This is a genomic window from Ensifer sp. B1-9, assembly GCF_050474445.1.
Classification (GTDB): domain Bacteria; phylum Pseudomonadota; class Alphaproteobacteria; order Rhizobiales; family Rhizobiaceae; genus Ensifer.
In genome coordinates this window covers 140,253-157,384 of sequence record NZ_JBCHVG010000001.1, presented here as the reverse complement: position 1 = coordinate 157,384, position 17,132 = coordinate 140,253, and the positions used below count along the sequence as shown (strand labels likewise).

Genomic DNA, 17,132 nt, shown 5'->3' with positions numbered 1-17,132 from the left:
GCCGATGCGCGAGGCCGGGATTTCCCACGCGCGGCGCATGGACCATATGTACCGCTACCAGCGGCACTTCTACGACGTGACGCGAAAATACTACCTCTTCGGCCGCGACACGCTGATCCGGGAAATGAACCCGGCTCCCGGCGCCTCGGTGCTCGAAGTCGGCTGCGGCACCGGCCGTAACCTGGCGCTCATCGGCCGCTGCTTCCCTTCGGCCCGCCTCTTCGGTTTGGACATCTCCTCGGAGATGCTCACCTCCGCCGATGCCAAGCTCAACCGCGGCGGCAGGCGCCGTGCCGTGCTTCAGGTCGCCGATGCGACGGATTTCGATCCGGCAATCTTCGGCGAACGGGGTTTCGACCACATCGTCATCTCCTATTCGCTCTCGATGATCCCCGATTGGCGGAAGGCGATCGATGCGGCCATCGCCGCGCTCAATCCGGGCGGATCGCTGCATATCGCCGATTTCGGCCAGCAGGAGCGCCTGCCGGCGAGCTTCCGCCGCGCGCTGCACGGCTGGCTGGACCGTTTCCACGTCACGCCACGTGCAAACCTCTTCGACGTTCTGCGCGAGAAGGCGAGAGCAAACGGTGCCGATCTCGAACGCCGGGCGATTGGCCGCGGCTATGCCTGGCTGGCGGTCTATCACCGCCCGGCCGTCGCGGTTGCCGCCTGATCCGGGCCCACGGCTCGCGATCGTCCCCATGTCCATGCCAAGCGAGAGCCGAAATCGCCTCGGGATTTCGGCTTTTTTCCTGCTGGGGAGTGCTTCGCAGCACCTGCAATTCCCGCTTGAGCTAACCCAATTTTTACGATGATATGGTGAAGATGAGGTTCACGCCTCGCGGGGGGAAATCACCGATATGAAAGCCATCGTGTGAGGCAGGATCGTCGATCGTCTCTAGACAGGTACCTCATGCGCCGGCTTCTCCTGGCTCTACTGCCCATTGCCACCCTCCTTTCCGCCTGTTCGTCGACCGATTACGACCTGATCAAGACGGCATCGATCCCGCCGCGGTTCCAGGACACCGATCCGCAGGATTTCGGTGATCGCACCCCGCAGAACCACAATATCCACGGCATCGACATCTCAAAGTGGAACGGCGATATCGACTGGATGAGGGTGAAGAACTCAGGCGTCTCCTTCGCCTTCATCAAGGCGACGGAAGGCAAGGACCGGGTCGACACCCGCTTCAACGAATATTGGCAGCAGGCGCGCGCCGCCGGCATCCCCTACGCGCCCTATCACTTCTATTATTTCTGCTCGACCGCCGACGCCCAGGCCGACTGGTTCATCGCCAACGTGCCGAAGAGCGCGGTCTATCTGCCGCCGGTTCTCGACGTTGAATGGAACGGCGAATCGAAGACTTGCCGCCACCGTCCGACGCCGGAGGAAGTGCGCGCCGAGATGAAGCGCTTCATGGATCGCCTCGAAGCCCATTACGGCAAGCGTCCGATCATCTACACCTCGGTCGATTTCCACCGGGACAATCTCGTCGACCAGTTCAAGGAACACCACTTCTGGGTCCGCTCGGTCGCGAAGCATCCGGGTGAAGTCTATGTCGAGCGCCGCTGGGCGTTCTGGCAATACACCAGCACCGGCGTGATACCCGGCATCGACGGCGCCACGGATATCAACGTCTTCGCCGGCTCGGCGAAAAACTGGAAGAACTGGGTCGCAGCGGTCTCAGAGCCGAAGTAAGGCCGGCGTTCTTGCCGCCAGGCGCGGCAACAAACCCCATTTTCTTCATTCGGTCATAATGCTCTGAAAGAGCAACGGCAGATTTGCAGCGCCGCGCGTCTCCGGAGACGCGCAAAGGTCGCTGTAGCACTTTAAACAGCAAATTGTTGTCGGTGGTGGTGCCTCCCTCACCGCGCGACCACAGAAAGGAATTATAATGAACCGCATAGCCCGGCACGCCCTGGCCTCCGTCGCCCTCCTGGCGCTCACCGCCTCCACCGCCGTCGCCCAGACCGCAGCGCAGGCGGGCACGCAGAGCGCCGCTCCGGCTGTGGCCTGCGGCGGCGATCTCGGCGCATTCCTTGAGGGCGTGAAGGCCGAAGCCGTCGCCAAGGGCGTTCCGGCCGATGTCGCCGATCGTGCGCTCGCCGGTGCCGCGATCGACCAGAAGGTCCTGAGCCGTGACCGCACCCAGGGCGTCTTCAAGCAGACCTTCACCGAATTCTCCAAGCGAACCGTCAGCAAGTCGCGCCTCGATCTCGGCCACCAGAAGATGAAGGAATATGCCGACGTCTTTGCCCGGGCCGAGAAGGAATTCGGCGTGCCGGCCCCCGTCATCACCGCCTTCTGGGCGATGGAAACCGACTTCGGCGCCGTTCAGGGCGACTTCAACACCCGCAATGCGCTGGTAACGCTCTCGCACGATTGCCGCCGCCCGGAAATGTTCCGGCCGCAGTTGATCGCAGCGATCCAGATGGTTCAGCACGGCGACCTCGATCCGGCAACGACCACCGGCGCCTGGGCCGGCGAAATCGGTCAGGTGCAGATGCTGCCGGAGGACATCATCGCCTATGGCGTCGACGGCGACGGCGACGGTCATGTCAACCTCAAGAAGAGCTCGCCGGACGCGATCCTGACCGCGGCCAAGTTCATCCAGAGCCTCGGCTTCAAGGCCGGCCAGCCCTGGATCCAGGAAGTCACCGTTCCCGAAAATCTTCCCTGGGAAAAGACCGGCCTGCAGCCTGGCATGAAGGCTTCCGACTGGTTCGCGCTCGGCGTCAGCCCACGCGACGGCAACACCGCCAACGGCAACCTCGAAGCCTCGCTGGTGCTGCCGCAGGGCCGCAAGGGCGTGGCCTTCCTCACCTATCCGAACTTCAATATCTATCTCGAGTGGAACCAGTCGTTCATCTACACGACCTCGGCCGCCTATTTCGCAACCCGCCTCGCCGGCGCGCCGACCTATGAAGGCGGCAACCCGGAGCCCGGCCTCGACGATGTCGGCATGAAGGCCCTGCAGGCCAAGCTGCAGACGCTCGGCCATGACGTCGGCAAGATCGACGGCATCCTTGGCTCCGGCACCCGCGCCGCACTCCAGAAGGAGCAGCTCCGCCTCGGTCGCCCGGCCGACGGTTGGGCGACGCTGGAACTCCTGAACGCACTTTGAGCGAACCGCGGGCCACGGACCTAGCTCATGCGTAAAGGCCATCACCCCGGGGATCGGAACCGATCTCCGGGGTTTCTTTTGTCCCACCCAGATGCGCGACGGCGGCTTGAGCGCCCCTTTCCACCAGTACCGCAAGAACCGGGTGGCCCTCGCGACGACGCCGGGCTATGAAATTGTCGTCAGATCACAACCGGTCCGGGAATGTCGGGCGCGAACTTTGCGCAGCGATCTCCATTCTCCCGCCTGGACGAAGCTGACGGCGAGGCAATCAGCACGGACGGGGCAATCACCATGAATGCGCGAACCACAGTCGACGGCCATCAGATGAGCGTCAGAACCTGGGCGCTGCTCGCCCTGCTCGGTCTCATATGGGGCGGGTCCTTCTTCTTCGCGCGCGTGGCCGTTGCCCATGTGCCGCCATTCACGCTGGTGGTGCTGCGCCTGGGCCTCGCGGCACTTGCCCTGCATCTCTATATTCGCGGCCGCTTCGGCATGTATCAGGCACTTTCCGGACGCTGGCGCGAGTTCGCGCTGATGGGACTGATCAACAACGCCATTCCGCACGCCTTCATCTTCCTCGGCCAGACCCAGATCGGCGCCGGGCTGGCCGCGATCCTCAACGCCACGACGCCGGTCTGGACCGTCATCATCGCCAATATGGCGACCGAGGACGAGAAGCTGAGCTCCGCCAAGATCTCCGGCTGCCTGCTCGGCCTTGCCGGTACCGTGGTGCTGATCGGGCCGAGTGCGCTTGCCGGCCTGTTCGGCACGACGAGCGGCATTCCGATCTGGGCGCTCGTCCTGCCGGTGCTCGCCGCCGTCAGCTACGGCTTCGCAGCGACCTACGGAAAGCGCTTTCGAAATCTCGCTCCGCCGGTGACCGCGGCTGGCCAGCTCACCGCTTCAACGCTGATGATGCTGCCCGTTGCTGCCTTCACCGATGCGCCCTGGACCTTGCCGATGCCGCCAATGGCAGCGACGCTCGCCATCCTCGGCCTCGCGCTCGTCTCGACCGCCTACGGATATATCCTCTTTTTCCGGATCATGGCGGAAGCCGGCGCCACCAATGCCTCCCTCGTCACCCTGCTGGTGCCGCCAAGCGCGATCCTGCTCGGCTATCTCTTCCTCGGGGAAACGCTGCAGGCAGCCGACATCGCCGGCATGGCGCTGATCGCATTCGGCCTCGCAGTACTGGACGGCCGCATTCTACGGCTCAGACACGCCGTCTGAACGAGGAATCGAACCGGTCAATTCGTCCTCTTCCGAGGCGCTCACGCACGATTACAATCGTTTATATTAACCTTGCTGAAGCGATTGTGAAAAAATTGTGGCAAGCTGAAAAAGATAAATATCTCAATACTATAGCCCTGTGAACAAGCATACTCCCCCTCACGGATTTCGCACTGCAGCACAAGTTTCGCTTTAACACATCGTGATTTCGCCCTATGTTTTAACGCGTCAACGCAGGGAGGGTCTTCCATGGGCCTTACACATTCGCTGAATGTCCTCATGATAAGTGCAGCGTTCGTATTCGTGGCCACGATGCTCTTCATCTGATGAGCGGCCGCTGACAGTCCAAACCGAAGAGGGACTTAAATTTCCGGAAACCCATTTTGCAGCACCAAGCAAGCTAGACCGCCAAGAGAGCACAGGGTCTGATCGCTGCGACAGAAAAGAAAGCGCATGAAGGTCGGCCTTCATGCGCTTTCTCTGTTTTCGGGCATCGCCTGGCTGAAAAGACGTGCGGCAGTCAAAGCGCCACGGCGACCTTTGCACGTCGGCCAGGCGCTGAGCGCTGCAGGCCCGGTTTACCGCACCAATTCAGGCAGCCGCTCCGGCCGCCACCTGGAGCCGCTGACCGGGGAGCACCACACTCGGCTCCGCCGAGACCCGCTCGAAGCCCACGAGATCGCAGACGGCGGTCACCAGCGGCGAGCGGTTCATCGTATAGAGATGGAAATCGCGCACGCCGCGCCGGGCGAGATCGACGATCTGCTCGGCGGCGATGTGGGTCGCCTCCTTGAAGCGTTCGGCCGGCTGGTCTTCCAGGTGCACGAGCCGGGTGACGATCGCCTCCGGCACGCTCGCGCCGCAGAGGCCGGCAAATTTCTGCACCTGCGCCAGGTTGTTGATCGGCAGGATGCCCGGCACGATCGGGATGTTGACGCCGGCGCGGCGCACCCGTTCGAGATAGCGCTCGAAATCGTTATTGTCGAAAAAGAACTGGGTCAGGGCCCGGTTGGCTCCCGCGTCGACCTTGCGCTTCAGCATGTCGATGTCGGCGGCCACGTCAGGGCTCTCCGGGTGCTTCTCCGGATAGGAGGATACGGAAATCTCGATATCGTCGCCCCGCGCGCGGATCGCCCGCACCAGATCGGTGCTGCTGGCATAGCCATCCGGATGCGGCTGATATGTGCTGCCGATGCCGCCCTGCGGGTCGCCGCGCAGCGCCACGAAATGGCGGACGCCATAGTCGATATATTCGTCGATGACGGCATCGACTTCCGCCTTCGGCGCCCCGACGCAGGTCAGATGCGCGGCCGTATTGGCAAAACCCATCTGCTCGATCATCCGCCGCACGGTCGTCAGCGAGCGCGCCTTGGTCGAGCCGCCGGCGCCATAGGTAACCGTCACGAATGCGGGACCGAAGACGGAAAGATCTTCCGCCGTCTGGAAGAGCTGCACTTCCATTTCGTCGGTCTTGGGGGGGAAGTATTCGAAGGAAAGCCTCAGATTGCCGCGCTCGGCCGGATAAAGCGTCTGTGCCGTCATTCTCAAACTCCCCCTGCATGAACGCGCGGCCGCGGCGTTTCATTCTCATTCACGGCCCGCCGATCGCGCGCCAGCCAGATCGTCACCGTCAGCTTTTCTTCCTCCGCCGCTTCCGGCGAAAGGTCCGTGGTCTTTTCGAGCACCAGGCCGGCCTTGGCGAGCCAATCGGCGATCACCTGGTGCGAAAAGCCAAGGCGCGCATGCGCATGCTCGTCGCGCAGATGCTCGAGCCGGTGCGGCGCAAAGTCGATGATGACAAGGCGACCGCCCGGCATCAGCATGCGCGCGGCTTCCGCGATCGCTGCCTCCGGCTCATCGAGAAAATGCAACACCTGGTGAATGGTGACGAGATCGAAGGCGTGGCCGTCGAGCGGGAGATTGAAGATGTCACCGTGCCGGATCGACGCCTTGGTGATGCCGGCGCGGTCGAGATTGGAGCGCGCCACGGCGAGCATGTCGCGGCTGGCATCGACGCCGACACCGCGGCGATAGAGCCCTTCGAAGAGCTGCAGGATGCGCCCGGTGCCGGTACCAAGGTCGAGCAGGCTTTCGACCGGCTCGTCGCCGACCATCTCGCGCAGCTTCGCTTCGACGTCGCGCTCGCTGACATGCAGGCGGCGAAGCTCGTCCCAGCCGGCGGCGTTGCGGCTGAAATAGGCCTGCGCCTTCTCGGCCCTCGCCTTCTTGAGCGTCGCCAGCCGCGCCGCGTCGCGCGAAAGCACCGCGTCGTCGGCGGACGCCGACGCCAGCATCGCCCGCACCAGCGCGACGCGGGCGCCATCCTGCCTGAGGCGGAAATAGGCCCAGGCGCCTTCCTGATAACGGTCGACGAGTTCGACCTCGGCAAGCAGCTTCAGGTGCCGCGAAATGCGCGGCTGCGACTGCCCGAGAATTTCGGTAAGATCGGTGACGGTGAGATCGCCGGCGGCGAGCAAGGCGACGAGACGCATGCGGGTCGGCTCTCCCGCCGCCTTCAGCACGTCTACCAGCGCATCCAGACCCAGCTCTTTCTGAACAGCCATCGCGATCCCCATCAACACATAAAGATATGTTTATGTGATTTGCGAGATCGGCGCAAGCGGATTTGCGCGGAAAGGCCAAACAATGGCGCTTGCGGACCAGGCCTGCAAAGGAAAACGGGCGGAGCCTGCGCTACGCCCGTTTCCATGACAATAGACTTCCAATAGCCGTATTCGCGGCCGCAAAGGCATCGGGCGCCGCACACATGGCGGCGCCGATCACTGATCAGCGCGTCAGGCGCTTGTAGGTGACGCGCTTGGGGTTGACCGAATCCGGGCCGAGGCGGCGGATCTTGTCCTTCTCGTAGTCTTCGAAGTTGCCTTCGAACCATTCGACCTGGCTATCGCCTTCGAATGCGAGGATGTGCGTGGCCAAGCGGTCGAGGAACATGCGGTCGTGGCTGATGATAACGGCGCAACCGGCGAAGTTTTCGAGCGCGACTTCGAGCGCCGCCAGCGTCTCGGTGTCGAGGTCGTTGGTCGGTTCGTCGAGCAGCAGAACGTTGCCGCCGGCCTTCAGCATCTTGGCGAGGTGAACGCGGTTGCGCTGACCACCCGAGAGGTTGCCGACCTTCTGTTGCTGGTCGCCGCCCTTGAAGTTGAAGGTCGAGCAATAGGCGCGCGAGTTCATCTCGTGCTTGCCGAGCTTGATGACTTCGGCGCCGCCGGAGATTTCTTCCCAGACGGTCTTGTTGCCGTCGAGCGCGTCGCGGCTCTGGTCGACATAACCGAGATGTACGGTGTCACCGATGCGGATCGAGCCGCTGTCGGGCTGCTCCTGGCCGGTGATCATGCGGAAGAGCGTCGTCTTACCGGCGCCGTTCGGGCCGATGATGCCGACGATGCCGCCCGGGGGCAGCTTCAGCGACAGGCCGTCGATCAAGAGGCGGTCGCCGTAGCCCTTGGTGACGCCATCCATCTCGATGACCACCTGGCCGAGACGCTCGCCGACCGGGATGATGATCTGCGCGTCGCCCGGACGCTGGTTTTCCGCGGCGTTGACCAGTTCGTCATAGGAGCGGATACGCGCCTTGGACTTGGCCTGGCGGGCCTTGGGGCTGGATGCGATCCATTCCTGTTCGCGGGCGATCGCCTTCTGGCGGGAGGCCTCTTCGCGGCCTTCCTGCTGCATGCGCTTGGCCTTGGCAACGAGGTAGGCCGAGTAGTTGCCCTCGTAGGGAATGCTGCGGCCGCGGTCGAGCTCGAGGATCCAGCCGGTGACGTTGTCGAGGAAGTAGCGGTCGTGGGTGATCATCAGCACGGCGCCCGGATACTCGCGCAGGTGCTTTTCCAGCCAGGCGATCGTCTCGGCGTCGAGGTGGTTGGTCGGTTCGTCGAGCAGCAGCAGGTCCGGCTGCGACAGCAACAGCTTGCAAAGCGCGACACGGCGCTTTTCACCGCCGGAAAGATTGGTCACTTCCGCGTCGCCCGGCGGGCAGCGCAGCGCTTCCATGGCCATTTCCACCTGGCTTTCGAGATCCCAGAGGTTCTGGCTGTCGATGATGTCCTGGAGCTTCGCGCCCTCTTCCGCCGTCTCGTCGGAATAGTTCATCATCAGTTCGTTGTAGCGGTCGACGATCGCTTTCTTCTTGGCAACGCCTTCCATGGCGTTTTCGAGCACCGTTTTCGTCGGATCGAGCTGCGGCTCCTGCGGCAGGTAACCGACGGTGGCGCCTTCGGCGACCCAGGCCTCACCGGTGAATTCCTTGTCGAGGCCGGCCATGATCCTGAGCACCGTCGACTTACCGGCTCCGTTCGGGCCGAGGATACCGATCTTGGCGTCCGGGTAGAACGACAGATGAACGTTCTCCAGGACCTTCTTCGCGCCGTAGGACTTATTAAGTCCGGCCATATGATAGATGAACTGACGTGCCATAAGGAAATGCTCCGCAGGGAAAGGAAATTTGCCCGCTATGTAGGCGAATTATAGGAAGGGGGCAATGATCAAAGGCATTCGCGCCGGCTTGTCCCCTTAACCTATCCCATGCGGCCGCCTGCCCCGACAGCGCCCTTGCCACCGAAGAAATGGCCCTGCGAGGCGGATCAGCTTCGCCCGGCCGTATCGGCAATACCCTTGGCGCATTTGAACTCGGTCGGTCCCGCCGCCTGGATCAGCGGGCCGAGGCTCGATGCCTTCAAGACGTCGCCGGTCAGCCCGATCGTCAGCCCGGTGATGATGCTGCGTCCCTGAACCGTCTGGCAGCGCATGCGCACCCGATCGCCGGCGCCGGCGCCGAAACTCTGGTCGAAGGCCTGCTTGATCGTCGCCTCATCGAGCTCGGAGCCGATGCGCTGGCGAAACAGCGCGCCGACCGCCGAGCGATTGAGCTCCTCCAGCATGCGCAGCTGCGCCGAGAAATAGTCGTCGACCGAGCCGCTCTGACAGGTGCCGCTCCTCAGCCACTGGTGCCGGTCGAGCCCGGACTGCACGCCGGGCATGGCGATGAGCAGCCGCGCCGCCGTGTCGTCGGCCATGGCAAGCTTCGGCAGATCAAGCCAGTTGCCCTTGCGATCCTTCGCGCGCGCATCGGCCGCTACCCCGCAATAGCTCTTGCGGAGCGGCCAGAGGCCATGCAGCGAGAGATTGGTGGCGTCGAAACGCTCCGCCGTCTGGCTTTCGCATTCCTTGCGCTGCGGCCGGGTCTCGCAGAAGCCGGGTTGCCAGCTCACCGCCAGCACATATTCCGTGCGCGAGCCCGCGCCTTCGGGTCCCCCCTGATCCGACATTTCCTCGCCGGCGGCAAAGGCAGCCGGCGCAAGGAACAGCGCCAATGCCGCCAACAGTCTTGCCATCGGACCCGATAGTGCCTTGCAGAAACTAACCATGATATCCTCCTGCGGAAACAAACAGGGAACGAATATCGCTCAAAACGGGAAAATTGCAACTCATAATTACGATGAATGCACATTCTCTTGTGACCTCATGCGCAACGAGCAACAAGCGGCGATTGCCTTTGCCTTGCAAATCGATTTGATATCGAAATGGTCTGTCGTTGTTGCCGGGGGAAATCGTGTTCGGGCAGGTGAAGACACATCAGAGCCCGACCGGTGCCACCTTGAGCTGGCGCCATTTCCCGGCCGCCGCCGATGCCCGCGGCATCCTTCTCGTCAGCCACGGCCTTGCCGAACATTCCGGCCGCTACGCCCGTTTCGCCGAAGCCATGGCCGCGCACGGTTTCCACGTCTATGCCCATGACCATCGCGGCCACGGCGGAACGCGGGCGCCGGACGCACCGCTCGGCATGTTCTCGAACCGCGAAGGCCTCGACAAGGTGTTCGCCGATATCCGGGCCGTGCGGGCTCTGGCGACCGCGGCGCACCCGGATCTGCCGGTCATCCTCTTCGGCCACTCCATGGGCGGGCTGATCGCGCTCAACGCCGCCGAGACCGACCCCGGCCTCTATGATGCGCTCGCCGTCTGGAACTCCAATTTCCGTCCCGGCCTTGCCGGCCGCGGCGGCCAGGTCATCCTCAAGATCGAGAAGGCGCTGAAGGGCTCGGACGTGCCGAGCCCGCTTTTGACCAAGCTCACCTTCGGCATGTGGGGCGGCGCCATAAAGGATCGCAAGACCGATCTCGACTGGCTCTCCCGCGACGATGCCGAGGTCGCGAAATACGCGGCCGATCCGCTTTGCGGCTTCGATGCGACCGTCTCGCTCTGGCTCGACCTGTTCCGCCTGTCCTTCGGTGGTGCCCGGCCCGACCGTCTGGCACGGCTCCGCAAGGACCTGCCCATCCATCTCGTCGGCGGCAGCGCCGACCCGTCCACGGAGATGGGCAACGCCGTGCGCTGGCTCGGTACCAAGATGAAGGCGGCCGGCCTGCGCAACGTCACCGTCACCGTCTATGATGGCATGCGCCACGAGACCCTGAACGAACTTGGCCGGGAACAGGCGACCGCGGACTTTGCCGCCTGGTGCTTGGGCGTCGTCGCAGGCAAGCGCTGACCGGAAATCCCATGACCGACATGTCCCTTCCCAAGATCGCAGCGGACCACAATCGCATCTCTTTCGGGCTGACGCTGATGGTGATCTCGGTGCTGTTGTCACCGCTGATCGATATCTTCGCGAAGCTGGCGATCACCACCGTTCCCTCGGCCGAGATTACTGCCGTCCGCTTCCTGCTGCAGGTCGTCTTCATCCTGCCGATCGTGCTCGTCCGCGGCAGCCTCTTCGATCTCACCTGGCGCAAGACCGGGCTCCATGCGCTGCGCGGCGGTCTTCTGGTCGTGACGATGCTCTCCTTCATCACCACGCTGAAGGTGATGGAGGTTGCCGACGCGATTGCGATCTTCTTCGTCGAGCCGATCATCCTGACGATCCTCGGCAGCGTCTTCCTGAAGGAAACGATCGGCTGGCGGCGCTATACCGCCTGCGGCGTCGGCTTCTTCGGCGCGCTGCTCGTCATCCAGCCGAGCATGCAGGAGGTCGGGCCGATCGCGCTTTTGCCCGTTGTCGCCGCCTTCGGCCTCGCCGTGTTCCTGCTCGTCACCCGCATGGTGGCGCAGAACGAGGACCCCTGGTCGATGCAGTTTCATGCCGGCATCTGGGGTGGCCTCCTCTGCCTCGTACTGCTCTATCTCGGCGAAGGCACCGGCTCCGGCATCTTCGATCCGGTCTGGCCGGAAGGCTACACCTGGGCCTACCTGCTCGGCGTCGGCGTCACCGCCACCATCTCGGGCGTGCTCGGCGTCTACGCCTATCGTGCCGCCCCGGCTTCGGTGCTGGCGCCACTGCAATATCTGGAGATCGTCTCGGCCACGATCTTCGGCTGGCTCGTCTTCGGCGATCTGCCCGACGCGCTGAAGTGGCTCGGCATCGCCATCATCATCGGCTCCGGCCTCTACATCATCTGGCGCGAGCGCCGCGTGCACAAGGACACGAGCGTCGCTGCGGTGTCGCCAGCAATCTGACAACAAAGAAAGTCCATCGGGAGGAAGATCATGAAAACTGGAGGACAGCTCGTCGTCGACGCCCTCGTCGCCAATGGCGTCAAGCGCATCGCCTGCGTGCCGGGGGAAAGTTACCTGGCGGTGCTGGATGCGCTCTACGACACCGACATCGACGTGCTCGTCTGCCGCCAGGAAGGCGGCGCGGCGATGATGGCGGATGCCTGGGGCCGGCTGACAGGTGAGCCCGGCATCTGCATGGTGACCCGCGGCCCCGGCGCCACCAACGCGTCCGCCGGCCTGCATGTCGCAAGGCAGGATTCGATCCCGATGATCCTCTTCATCGGCCAGGTGCAGAGCGAAGCGCGCGAGCGCGAGGCTTTCCAGGAGATCGAGTACCGCCGCGCCTTTACCGAGGTCGCCAAGTGGGTGGGCGAGATCGACGATCCCGCCCGCATTCCCGAATTCGTCACCCGCGCCTTCGCCGTCGCCACCTCCGGCCGTCCCGGCCCGGTCGTGCTGACGCTGCCGGAGGACATGCTGACCCGCAGCGCCGAGGCGCCCGCCGCCAAGGCCTACCAGCCGGTCGAGGGCCATCCGGGCCCGGCGCAGGTAAAGCGGCTCGGCGAAATGCTCAGCACGGCCAAGCGGCCGATCGCCATCCTCGGCGGCACCCGCTGGACCGCGGACAGCGTCGCGGCGTTCCAGCGCTTCGCCGAGCGGTGGAAACTGCCCGTCGGCTGCTCCTTCCGCCGCCAAATGCTCTTCGATCACCTGCATCCGGTGTATGCCGGCGATGTCGGCATCGGCATCAACCCGGCGCTCGCCAAGGAGGTCAAGGAAGCGGATCTCGTCCTGTTGCTCGGCGGCCGCTTCTCGGAAATGCCCTCCTCCGGCTACACGCTGATGGATAGCCCCTACCCGCGCCAGACGCTGGTGCATGTGCATCCGGACACATCCGAGCTCGGCCGCGTCTACCGGCCGGAACTGGCGATCGCCGCAAGCCCGCGCGACTTCGTCGCCGCCCTCGACGGCCTTATACCCGCAGGCGAACCCGCCTGGTCCGCTCGCACGGAAGCCATGCACGCCGCCTATCTCAAATGGTCGACCCCGCCGGAAACCGGACCGGGTGCGGTGCAGATGGGCCCGATCATGAACTGGATCGAAGCGAACGTGCCCGAAGATACCATCTTCACCAACGGCGCCGGCAACTACGCCACGTGGGTGCATCGCTTCCACCGCTTCCGCCGCTATGCGACGCAGGCAGCGCCTGCCTCCGGCTCGATGGGTTATGGCCTGCCGGCCGCAGTGGCCGCCAAGCAGCTCCATCCGGATCGCGAGGTCATCTGCTTTGCCGGCGACGGCTGTTTCCTGATGCACGGCCAGGAATTCGCCACCGCCGTTCGCTACCGCCTGCCGATCATCACTGTTGTCGTCAACAACGGCATCTACGGCACGATCCGCATGCACCAGGAGCGCGAATATCCCGGCCGCGTCAGCGCCACCGATCTCACCAATCCGGATTTCGCAGCACTCGCCCGCGCCTATGGCGGCCACGGCGAAACGGTCGAGAAGACGGAAGAGTTTGCCGCCGCGTTCCTCAGGGCGCGGGCCAGCGGCAAGCCATCGATCATCGAGATCAAGCTCGACCCCGAAGCGATCACGCCGACGCGCACGCTGACGGATATCCGCAACGGCTGAGCGGGGTTTACAGAAGAACGTCCAATCACGGCGCCAACGTGCCGTGATTGGATTCCCGTGACGGACACAGGAATCCAGCCGCGCCGCGTCCACGGCGCGTGAAAAACTTCCGCCGCCGCCCGTTCAGTGACCACTGCGATTTGGGCGACCGCCCTACTCTTCCAGCCACTCGGTCGAAAACGCGTTGGCCGGCACCACGACGATCTCGCCCGCCTCGGCGTCGATGCTACGGTCACTGACGGTGAAGCGAGCGCGGCCGAGGCGGACGATGAAGGTTTCCGGATAGGGATGGCAGTGCAGCTTCGGCCCGAAGCCGATTTCGTCGGTGGCAAAGAAGATCACCGAGAGCCCCGCACCATAGGCACCACCCTCGAACTCGCCACTCCAGACCCCGGGCTCATCAGCCCATTGCTCGCGCGAAATGAGATGCGCTTCGGCCATGCCGATCCTCCATTGTCAGATGGAACGAAACGGCCGAGCGCGAGAACTTGGGTTCGCGTGGTTCAGCCGCGGATATGCTGGGTCTGCTGGTAGACGGCCGTCGAGCGGGCACCGGAGCGGCAATAGCCGAGCATCGGACGCTGGAACTCGTCGAGTGCATCGACCATGCGCGTCACGGCCTCTGCCGTCACGCCCATCGGGCCGACGGGGATGTGCATGGTTTCGATACCGAGCTCTTCGGCGCGCGCGGCAATCGAATCGAAGGTCGGCTGATCCGGCGCCTCGAAATCCGGGCGGTGGCAGACGATGGACTTGAAGCCGAGCGCCTTGATCTGGTCGAGATCCTCGACGGTGATCTGGCCGGAGACCGAGTATTCGTCGTTGATCTGGCGGATGTCCATGGTCGTCTTCCTCAGGAAATGTGGTGGTCTCTGATGTAGGCGCAGCACTTCTCCGCGTCAATTCAAAAGCCGCGCCTCACGGGCCGGAAGCACGCTCAAAAGACCGAGAAGGCGATCGCGTAGCTGCGTGTCTCACCCGGCTGAAGCGGGATCAGTTCTCCGGCCGCCGCAAGCTCCGGACGCTTGGCGATGCGGTGCGACACGGGCTCGATGCTGATCACATCCGCCCCGCCGCGCTGGCAGCGCCACATCTGCAGAAACGGCAGCGTGTCGGTCCGGAACCGCACCTGGAGATTTCGCCCGCCGAGCCCGGCAAGACCCGCAAGGGCGGCGTCCGACCAGCCATCGGAACCAACGGCCGCCGGCAGGCAGAAATGCGCGCTCTCGCCATTGCCGAAGCGCCAGGCGCTCTCCCTACCTTCCAGCGAAGCGCTGACGATGCGGGTGTCAGGCCCAAGCAGCCGCCCGGCGATATTGACGTGATACATCATCATCGGTGGAAAGTCCGCCGCCCCAACGTTGACGACGCGATCCTCGAGCACGACTTCGTTCCGCCCGACATCGATCCGCCACCGCCGCTCGACCCGCGCTTGCCCGCCATCGGCGAGCGCCACCTCGATCGTCGCCGTGCACTCGGCGCCGTCACTTGCCATCTCCGGTCGGCTGACCGCCGTTCCGGCAAGCGACCCATGCAGCGGGTAGCGCGCGCCTTCCACACCACCCTCGATCGCTTCGGGATGGCGGATATGTTCCGGCCCGCAGGTGAAGAGAAAACCGGCGAGCGCCCGGTCGATCCTGATATCGCCATCGGAGGGGATCGCGGCGCCTGGCGACAGGTCGACGCCATCGACGACGAAGGCGGCGATGTCGAGCGCAGACCGGCGGTCGAACAGAACATGATTCTCTCGGCCGTCCGCAGGTTCTTCAAACGTTATCAGCATGTCCTCTTCCTCAAATCGGCCGCAGAATCACTGCAATCGCAAGGAGATGATAGCCGAGGAGAGAATCATTTCCTCAGTTGAAGGCCGGGATTGTGCCGCCTGGATCTTGAACGCGATCGATTCTACAGCGCCGCGCGTCTGACCAGACGCGCAAAGGTCGCTGCAGCAATAATTAGAACGGGATGCGGGCGGAAAGCCGCGTACGCTTTTCCTCATCCCGATCTATTGAATTTAACCGCTCATTCATGATGAATTCATTTTTTTCACATTAACGTCGAAATCCAAATGTACCGCGCCACATTCGCTTCAATGAAAACAGGTTCTCACGTGACGTCAGCGACCCGCATCGGCCTCTCGCTTCTCGCCGCAGCCGGCTTTCTTGCCGTGGATTTGACGGCCGCTTTCGCGCAGGACTATCGCGGTAGGAACCGCTATGGCGACGATGTCCTGCTGGTCACGCCCGATGGCGAAATCCTCGACTACGTGCCGCGCGCCGACGAGGTGCAGACCATGCGCGACAGCCGGGGCCGCACGCTCCTGATCGATGGTTGGGGCAACGTGATTGCAACCGTGGTGCCCAATCGCGGTCGCCAAGGCGGCTATGGCGGCTATCGCCGCGAGGGCGACGTCGACATCTATTCGAACCGGCGCAACCGCGACAGCGAGCGCGGCTACGGCTATTCCGAGCCTGGCGAGGTCACCGGCTCCATCCCCGACTACCGCGACGTGGTGCCGCCGTCCACCGACGGCAACGATCTGCCGAACAGCCTGCCGGGCCTGATCGACGGCACCGAAGAGGCTGCGATCGATCCGAACGACACCCAGACCATGCGCCCGTCGATGCCGCCGGCCATGACGGTCAAGAGCAAGTCGCGCGCCGAGATCACCGCGCTGCAGGTCTTCCTCGACCGCGAAGGTTTTTCGCCCGGCGTGATCGACGGCAAGATGGGCTCGAACGTCACCAAGGCGATCGAGGCCTGGCAGCAGTCGACCGGCGAGACGCTCGACCCCAACAATACCGAGGACATTCTCGAGCGGCTGCGCATGAACGGCGGCATGCCGATCACCAGCTATACGATCACCGCGGCCGACGCCGCCGGCCCCTATGTCGCGTCGATCCCGGAGGACTACGCGCACAAGGCGATGCTACCGCATTTGTCCTTCACCTCGACCACGGAAATGCTCGGCGAGAAGTTCCACATGGACGAGGCCTATCTGCGCGAGTTGAACCCCGGCGTCGACTTCACCATCCCGGGCACGATCATCAAGGTCATCAATCCGGGTGCGAACAAGACCGGCAAGGTGGCCCGCATCCTCGCCGACAAGGCGCGCAAGCAGGTGCTCGCCTATGACGACGCCGGCAAGCTGATCGCCGCCTATCCGGCAACGATCGGCTCGTCCGACACGCCCTCGCCTTCGGGCACCGTCAATGTCGAGCGCATTGCCCTCGATCCGGGCTACACCTACAACCCGAAGATCAACTTCCAGCAGGGCAACAACGACAAGATCCTCACGCTGCAGCCCGGTCCGAACGGCCCGGTCGGCACCGTCTGGATCGCGCTTTCAAAGCCGACCTACGGCATCCACGGCACGCCCGATCCCTCCAAGATCGGCAAGACCCAGAGCCATGGCTGCGTGCGCCTGACCAATTGGGATGCGACCGAGCTCGCCAAGATGGTCAGCCCCGGCGTGACCGTCGAGTTCGTGGATTGACGCCTTTGCCTTCGGCTAGTGCATGGTTCCTTCAATCGTAGCCGGTTGAAAGACAAAACATGCAGCCGTTCAAAGGGCTGCAGCGACCTTTGCGCGTCTTGAAAAGACGTGCGGCGCTGTCGGCCAAGCGA

General features: G+C 63.8%; 15 protein-coding genes. 8 read left to right on the top strand and 7 right to left on the bottom strand.

Annotated features, from left to right (window positions below; all coding sequences use genetic code 11):
• The first annotated feature begins 4 nt into the window (after positions 1–4).
• The 4 genes from ACQ5BM_RS00735 (at position 5) to ACQ5BM_RS00720 (ending at position 4,355) form a co-directional block, all read left to right on the top strand.
• Positions 5–673 carry a class I SAM-dependent methyltransferase gene (locus tag ACQ5BM_RS00735; protein ID WP_429806558.1) on the top strand — a complete coding sequence of 223 codons (669 nt, stop codon included), beginning with the start codon at positions 5–7 and terminating at the stop codon, positions 671–673.
• A 240-nt stretch (positions 674–913) separates the two neighbouring features.
• Positions 914–1,699, top strand: a complete 786-nt coding sequence (locus ACQ5BM_RS00730; protein WP_429806557.1) for a glycoside hydrolase family 25 protein — start codon at positions 914–916, stop codon at positions 1,697–1,699.
• Between the two features lie 196 nt (positions 1,700–1,895).
• Positions 1,896–3,125 (top strand): lytic murein transglycosylase, encoded by a 1,230-nt coding sequence (locus ACQ5BM_RS00725; protein WP_429806556.1) that lies wholly within the window; start codon positions 1,896–1,898, stop codon positions 3,123–3,125.
• A 291-nt stretch (positions 3,126–3,416) separates the two neighbouring features.
• Complete coding sequence (locus ACQ5BM_RS00720; RefSeq protein ID WP_429806554.1) at positions 3,417–4,355, top strand: DMT family transporter; 939 nt, start codon at positions 3,417–3,419, stop codon at positions 4,353–4,355.
• 591 nt (positions 4,356–4,946) lie between these two features.
• Here ACQ5BM_RS00720 and metF read toward each other — a convergent pair.
• The 4 genes from metF to ACQ5BM_RS00700 form a co-directional block, all read right to left on the bottom strand.
• The gene (gene metF / locus ACQ5BM_RS00715) at positions 4,947–5,897 is read right to left on the bottom strand and encodes a methylenetetrahydrofolate reductase [NAD(P)H] (protein WP_429806552.1); all 951 of its coding nucleotides are present in this window, start codon (positions 5,895–5,897) and stop codon (positions 4,947–4,949) included.
• 2 nt (positions 5,898–5,899) lie between these two features.
• Positions 5,900–6,919, bottom strand: a complete 1,020-nt coding sequence (locus tag ACQ5BM_RS00710; RefSeq protein ID WP_429806551.1) for an ArsR/SmtB family transcription factor — start codon at positions 6,917–6,919, stop codon at positions 5,900–5,902.
• Between the two features lie 223 nt (positions 6,920–7,142).
• Entirely contained in the window at positions 7,143–8,792 is a 1,650-nt protein-coding gene (gene ettA / locus ACQ5BM_RS00705) for an energy-dependent translational throttle protein EttA (protein ID WP_429806550.1), read from the bottom strand.
• A gap of 167 nt (positions 8,793–8,959) precedes the next feature.
• Positions 8,960–9,742, bottom strand: coding sequence for a ribonuclease T2 (locus ACQ5BM_RS00700; RefSeq protein ID WP_429806548.1), 783 nt, complete (start codon positions 9,740–9,742; stop codon positions 8,960–8,962).
• A gap of 185 nt (positions 9,743–9,927) precedes the next feature.
• Between ACQ5BM_RS00700 and ACQ5BM_RS00695 the strand changes: the two genes are divergently transcribed.
• Genes ACQ5BM_RS00695 through ACQ5BM_RS00685 form a run of 3 tightly spaced genes read left to right on the top strand, consistent with a single transcriptional unit; the run spans position 9,928 to position 13,505 of the window.
• The gene (locus ACQ5BM_RS00695; protein WP_429806546.1) at positions 9,928–10,863 is read left to right on the top strand and encodes an alpha/beta fold hydrolase; all 936 of its coding nucleotides are present in this window, start codon (positions 9,928–9,930) and stop codon (positions 10,861–10,863) included.
• A gap of 11 nt (positions 10,864–10,874) precedes the next feature.
• Positions 10,875–11,828 carry a DMT family transporter gene (locus tag ACQ5BM_RS00690; protein WP_429806545.1) on the top strand — a complete coding sequence of 318 codons (954 nt, stop codon included), beginning with the start codon at positions 10,875–10,877 and terminating at the stop codon, positions 11,826–11,828.
• 30 nt (positions 11,829–11,858) lie between these two features.
• A complete protein-coding gene (locus tag ACQ5BM_RS00685; protein WP_429806543.1) occupies positions 11,859–13,505 on the top strand; it encodes a thiamine pyrophosphate-binding protein in 1,647 nt (548 codons plus the stop codon).
• Positions 13,506–13,658: 153 nt separating this feature from the next.
• Here ACQ5BM_RS00685 and ACQ5BM_RS00680 read toward each other — a convergent pair whose 3' ends face one another.
• The 3 genes from ACQ5BM_RS00680 to ACQ5BM_RS00670 all read right to left on the bottom strand — a co-directional run bounded on the left by ACQ5BM_RS00680 (position 13,659) and on the right by ACQ5BM_RS00670 (position 15,288).
• A complete protein-coding gene (locus ACQ5BM_RS00680; RefSeq protein ID WP_429806541.1) occupies positions 13,659–13,946 on the bottom strand; it encodes a cupin domain-containing protein in 288 nt (95 codons plus the stop codon).
• A 62-nt stretch (positions 13,947–14,008) separates the two neighbouring features.
• A complete protein-coding gene (locus ACQ5BM_RS00675; RefSeq protein WP_173517222.1) occupies positions 14,009–14,347 on the bottom strand; it encodes a TIGR01244 family sulfur transferase in 339 nt (112 codons plus the stop codon).
• A gap of 95 nt (positions 14,348–14,442) precedes the next feature.
• A complete protein-coding gene (locus tag ACQ5BM_RS00670) occupies positions 14,443–15,288 on the bottom strand; it encodes a DUF4432 family protein (RefSeq protein ID WP_429806539.1) in 846 nt (281 codons plus the stop codon).
• A 285-nt stretch (positions 15,289–15,573) separates the two neighbouring features.
• Between ACQ5BM_RS00670 and ACQ5BM_RS00665 the strand changes: the two genes are divergently transcribed.
• Positions 15,574–17,001 carry a L,D-transpeptidase family protein gene (locus ACQ5BM_RS00665; protein ID WP_429806537.1) on the top strand — a complete coding sequence of 476 codons (1,428 nt, stop codon included), beginning with the start codon at positions 15,574–15,576 and terminating at the stop codon, positions 16,999–17,001.
• Positions 17,002–17,132 lie beyond the last annotated feature (131 nt).

Bases quoted from the DNA above. Each gene is read 5' to 3' on its own strand.
- ACQ5BM_RS00670 (WP_429806539.1), bottom strand. From the start codon at position 15,288: ATGCTGATAACGTTTGAAGAACCTGCGGACGGCCGAGAGAATCATGTT.
- ACQ5BM_RS00685 (WP_429806543.1), top strand. From the start codon at position 11,859: ATGAAAACTGGAGGACAGCTCGTCGTCGACGCCCTCGTCGCCAATGGC.
- ACQ5BM_RS00735 (WP_429806558.1), top strand. From the start codon at position 5: ATGCGCGAGGCCGGGATTTCCCACGCGCGGCGCATGGACCATATGTAC.
- ACQ5BM_RS00700 (WP_429806548.1), bottom strand. From the start codon at position 9,742: ATGGTTAGTTTCTGCAAGGCACTATCGGGTCCGATGGCAAGACTGTTG.
- metF (WP_429806552.1), bottom strand. From the start codon at position 5,897: ATGACGGCACAGACGCTTTATCCGGCCGAGCGCGGCAATCTGAGGCTT.
- ACQ5BM_RS00725 (WP_429806556.1), top strand. From the start codon at position 1,896: ATGAACCGCATAGCCCGGCACGCCCTGGCCTCCGTCGCCCTCCTGGCG.
- ACQ5BM_RS00680 (WP_429806541.1), bottom strand. From the start codon at position 13,946: ATGGCCGAAGCGCATCTCATTTCGCGCGAGCAATGGGCTGATGAGCCC.
- ACQ5BM_RS00720 (WP_429806554.1), top strand. From the start codon at position 3,417: ATGAATGCGCGAACCACAGTCGACGGCCATCAGATGAGCGTCAGAACC.
- ACQ5BM_RS00665 (WP_429806537.1), top strand. From the start codon at position 15,574: ATGTACCGCGCCACATTCGCTTCAATGAAAACAGGTTCTCACGTGACG.
- ACQ5BM_RS00675 (WP_173517222.1), bottom strand. From the start codon at position 14,347: ATGGACATCCGCCAGATCAACGACGAATACTCGGTCTCCGGCCAGATC.
- ettA (WP_429806550.1), bottom strand. From the start codon at position 8,792: ATGGCACGTCAGTTCATCTATCATATGGCCGGACTTAATAAGTCCTAC.
- ACQ5BM_RS00710 (WP_429806551.1), bottom strand. From the start codon at position 6,919: ATGGCTGTTCAGAAAGAGCTGGGTCTGGATGCGCTGGTAGACGTGCTG.
- ACQ5BM_RS00730 (WP_429806557.1), top strand. From the start codon at position 914: ATGCGCCGGCTTCTCCTGGCTCTACTGCCCATTGCCACCCTCCTTTCC.
- ACQ5BM_RS00690 (WP_429806545.1), top strand. From the start codon at position 10,875: ATGACCGACATGTCCCTTCCCAAGATCGCAGCGGACCACAATCGCATC.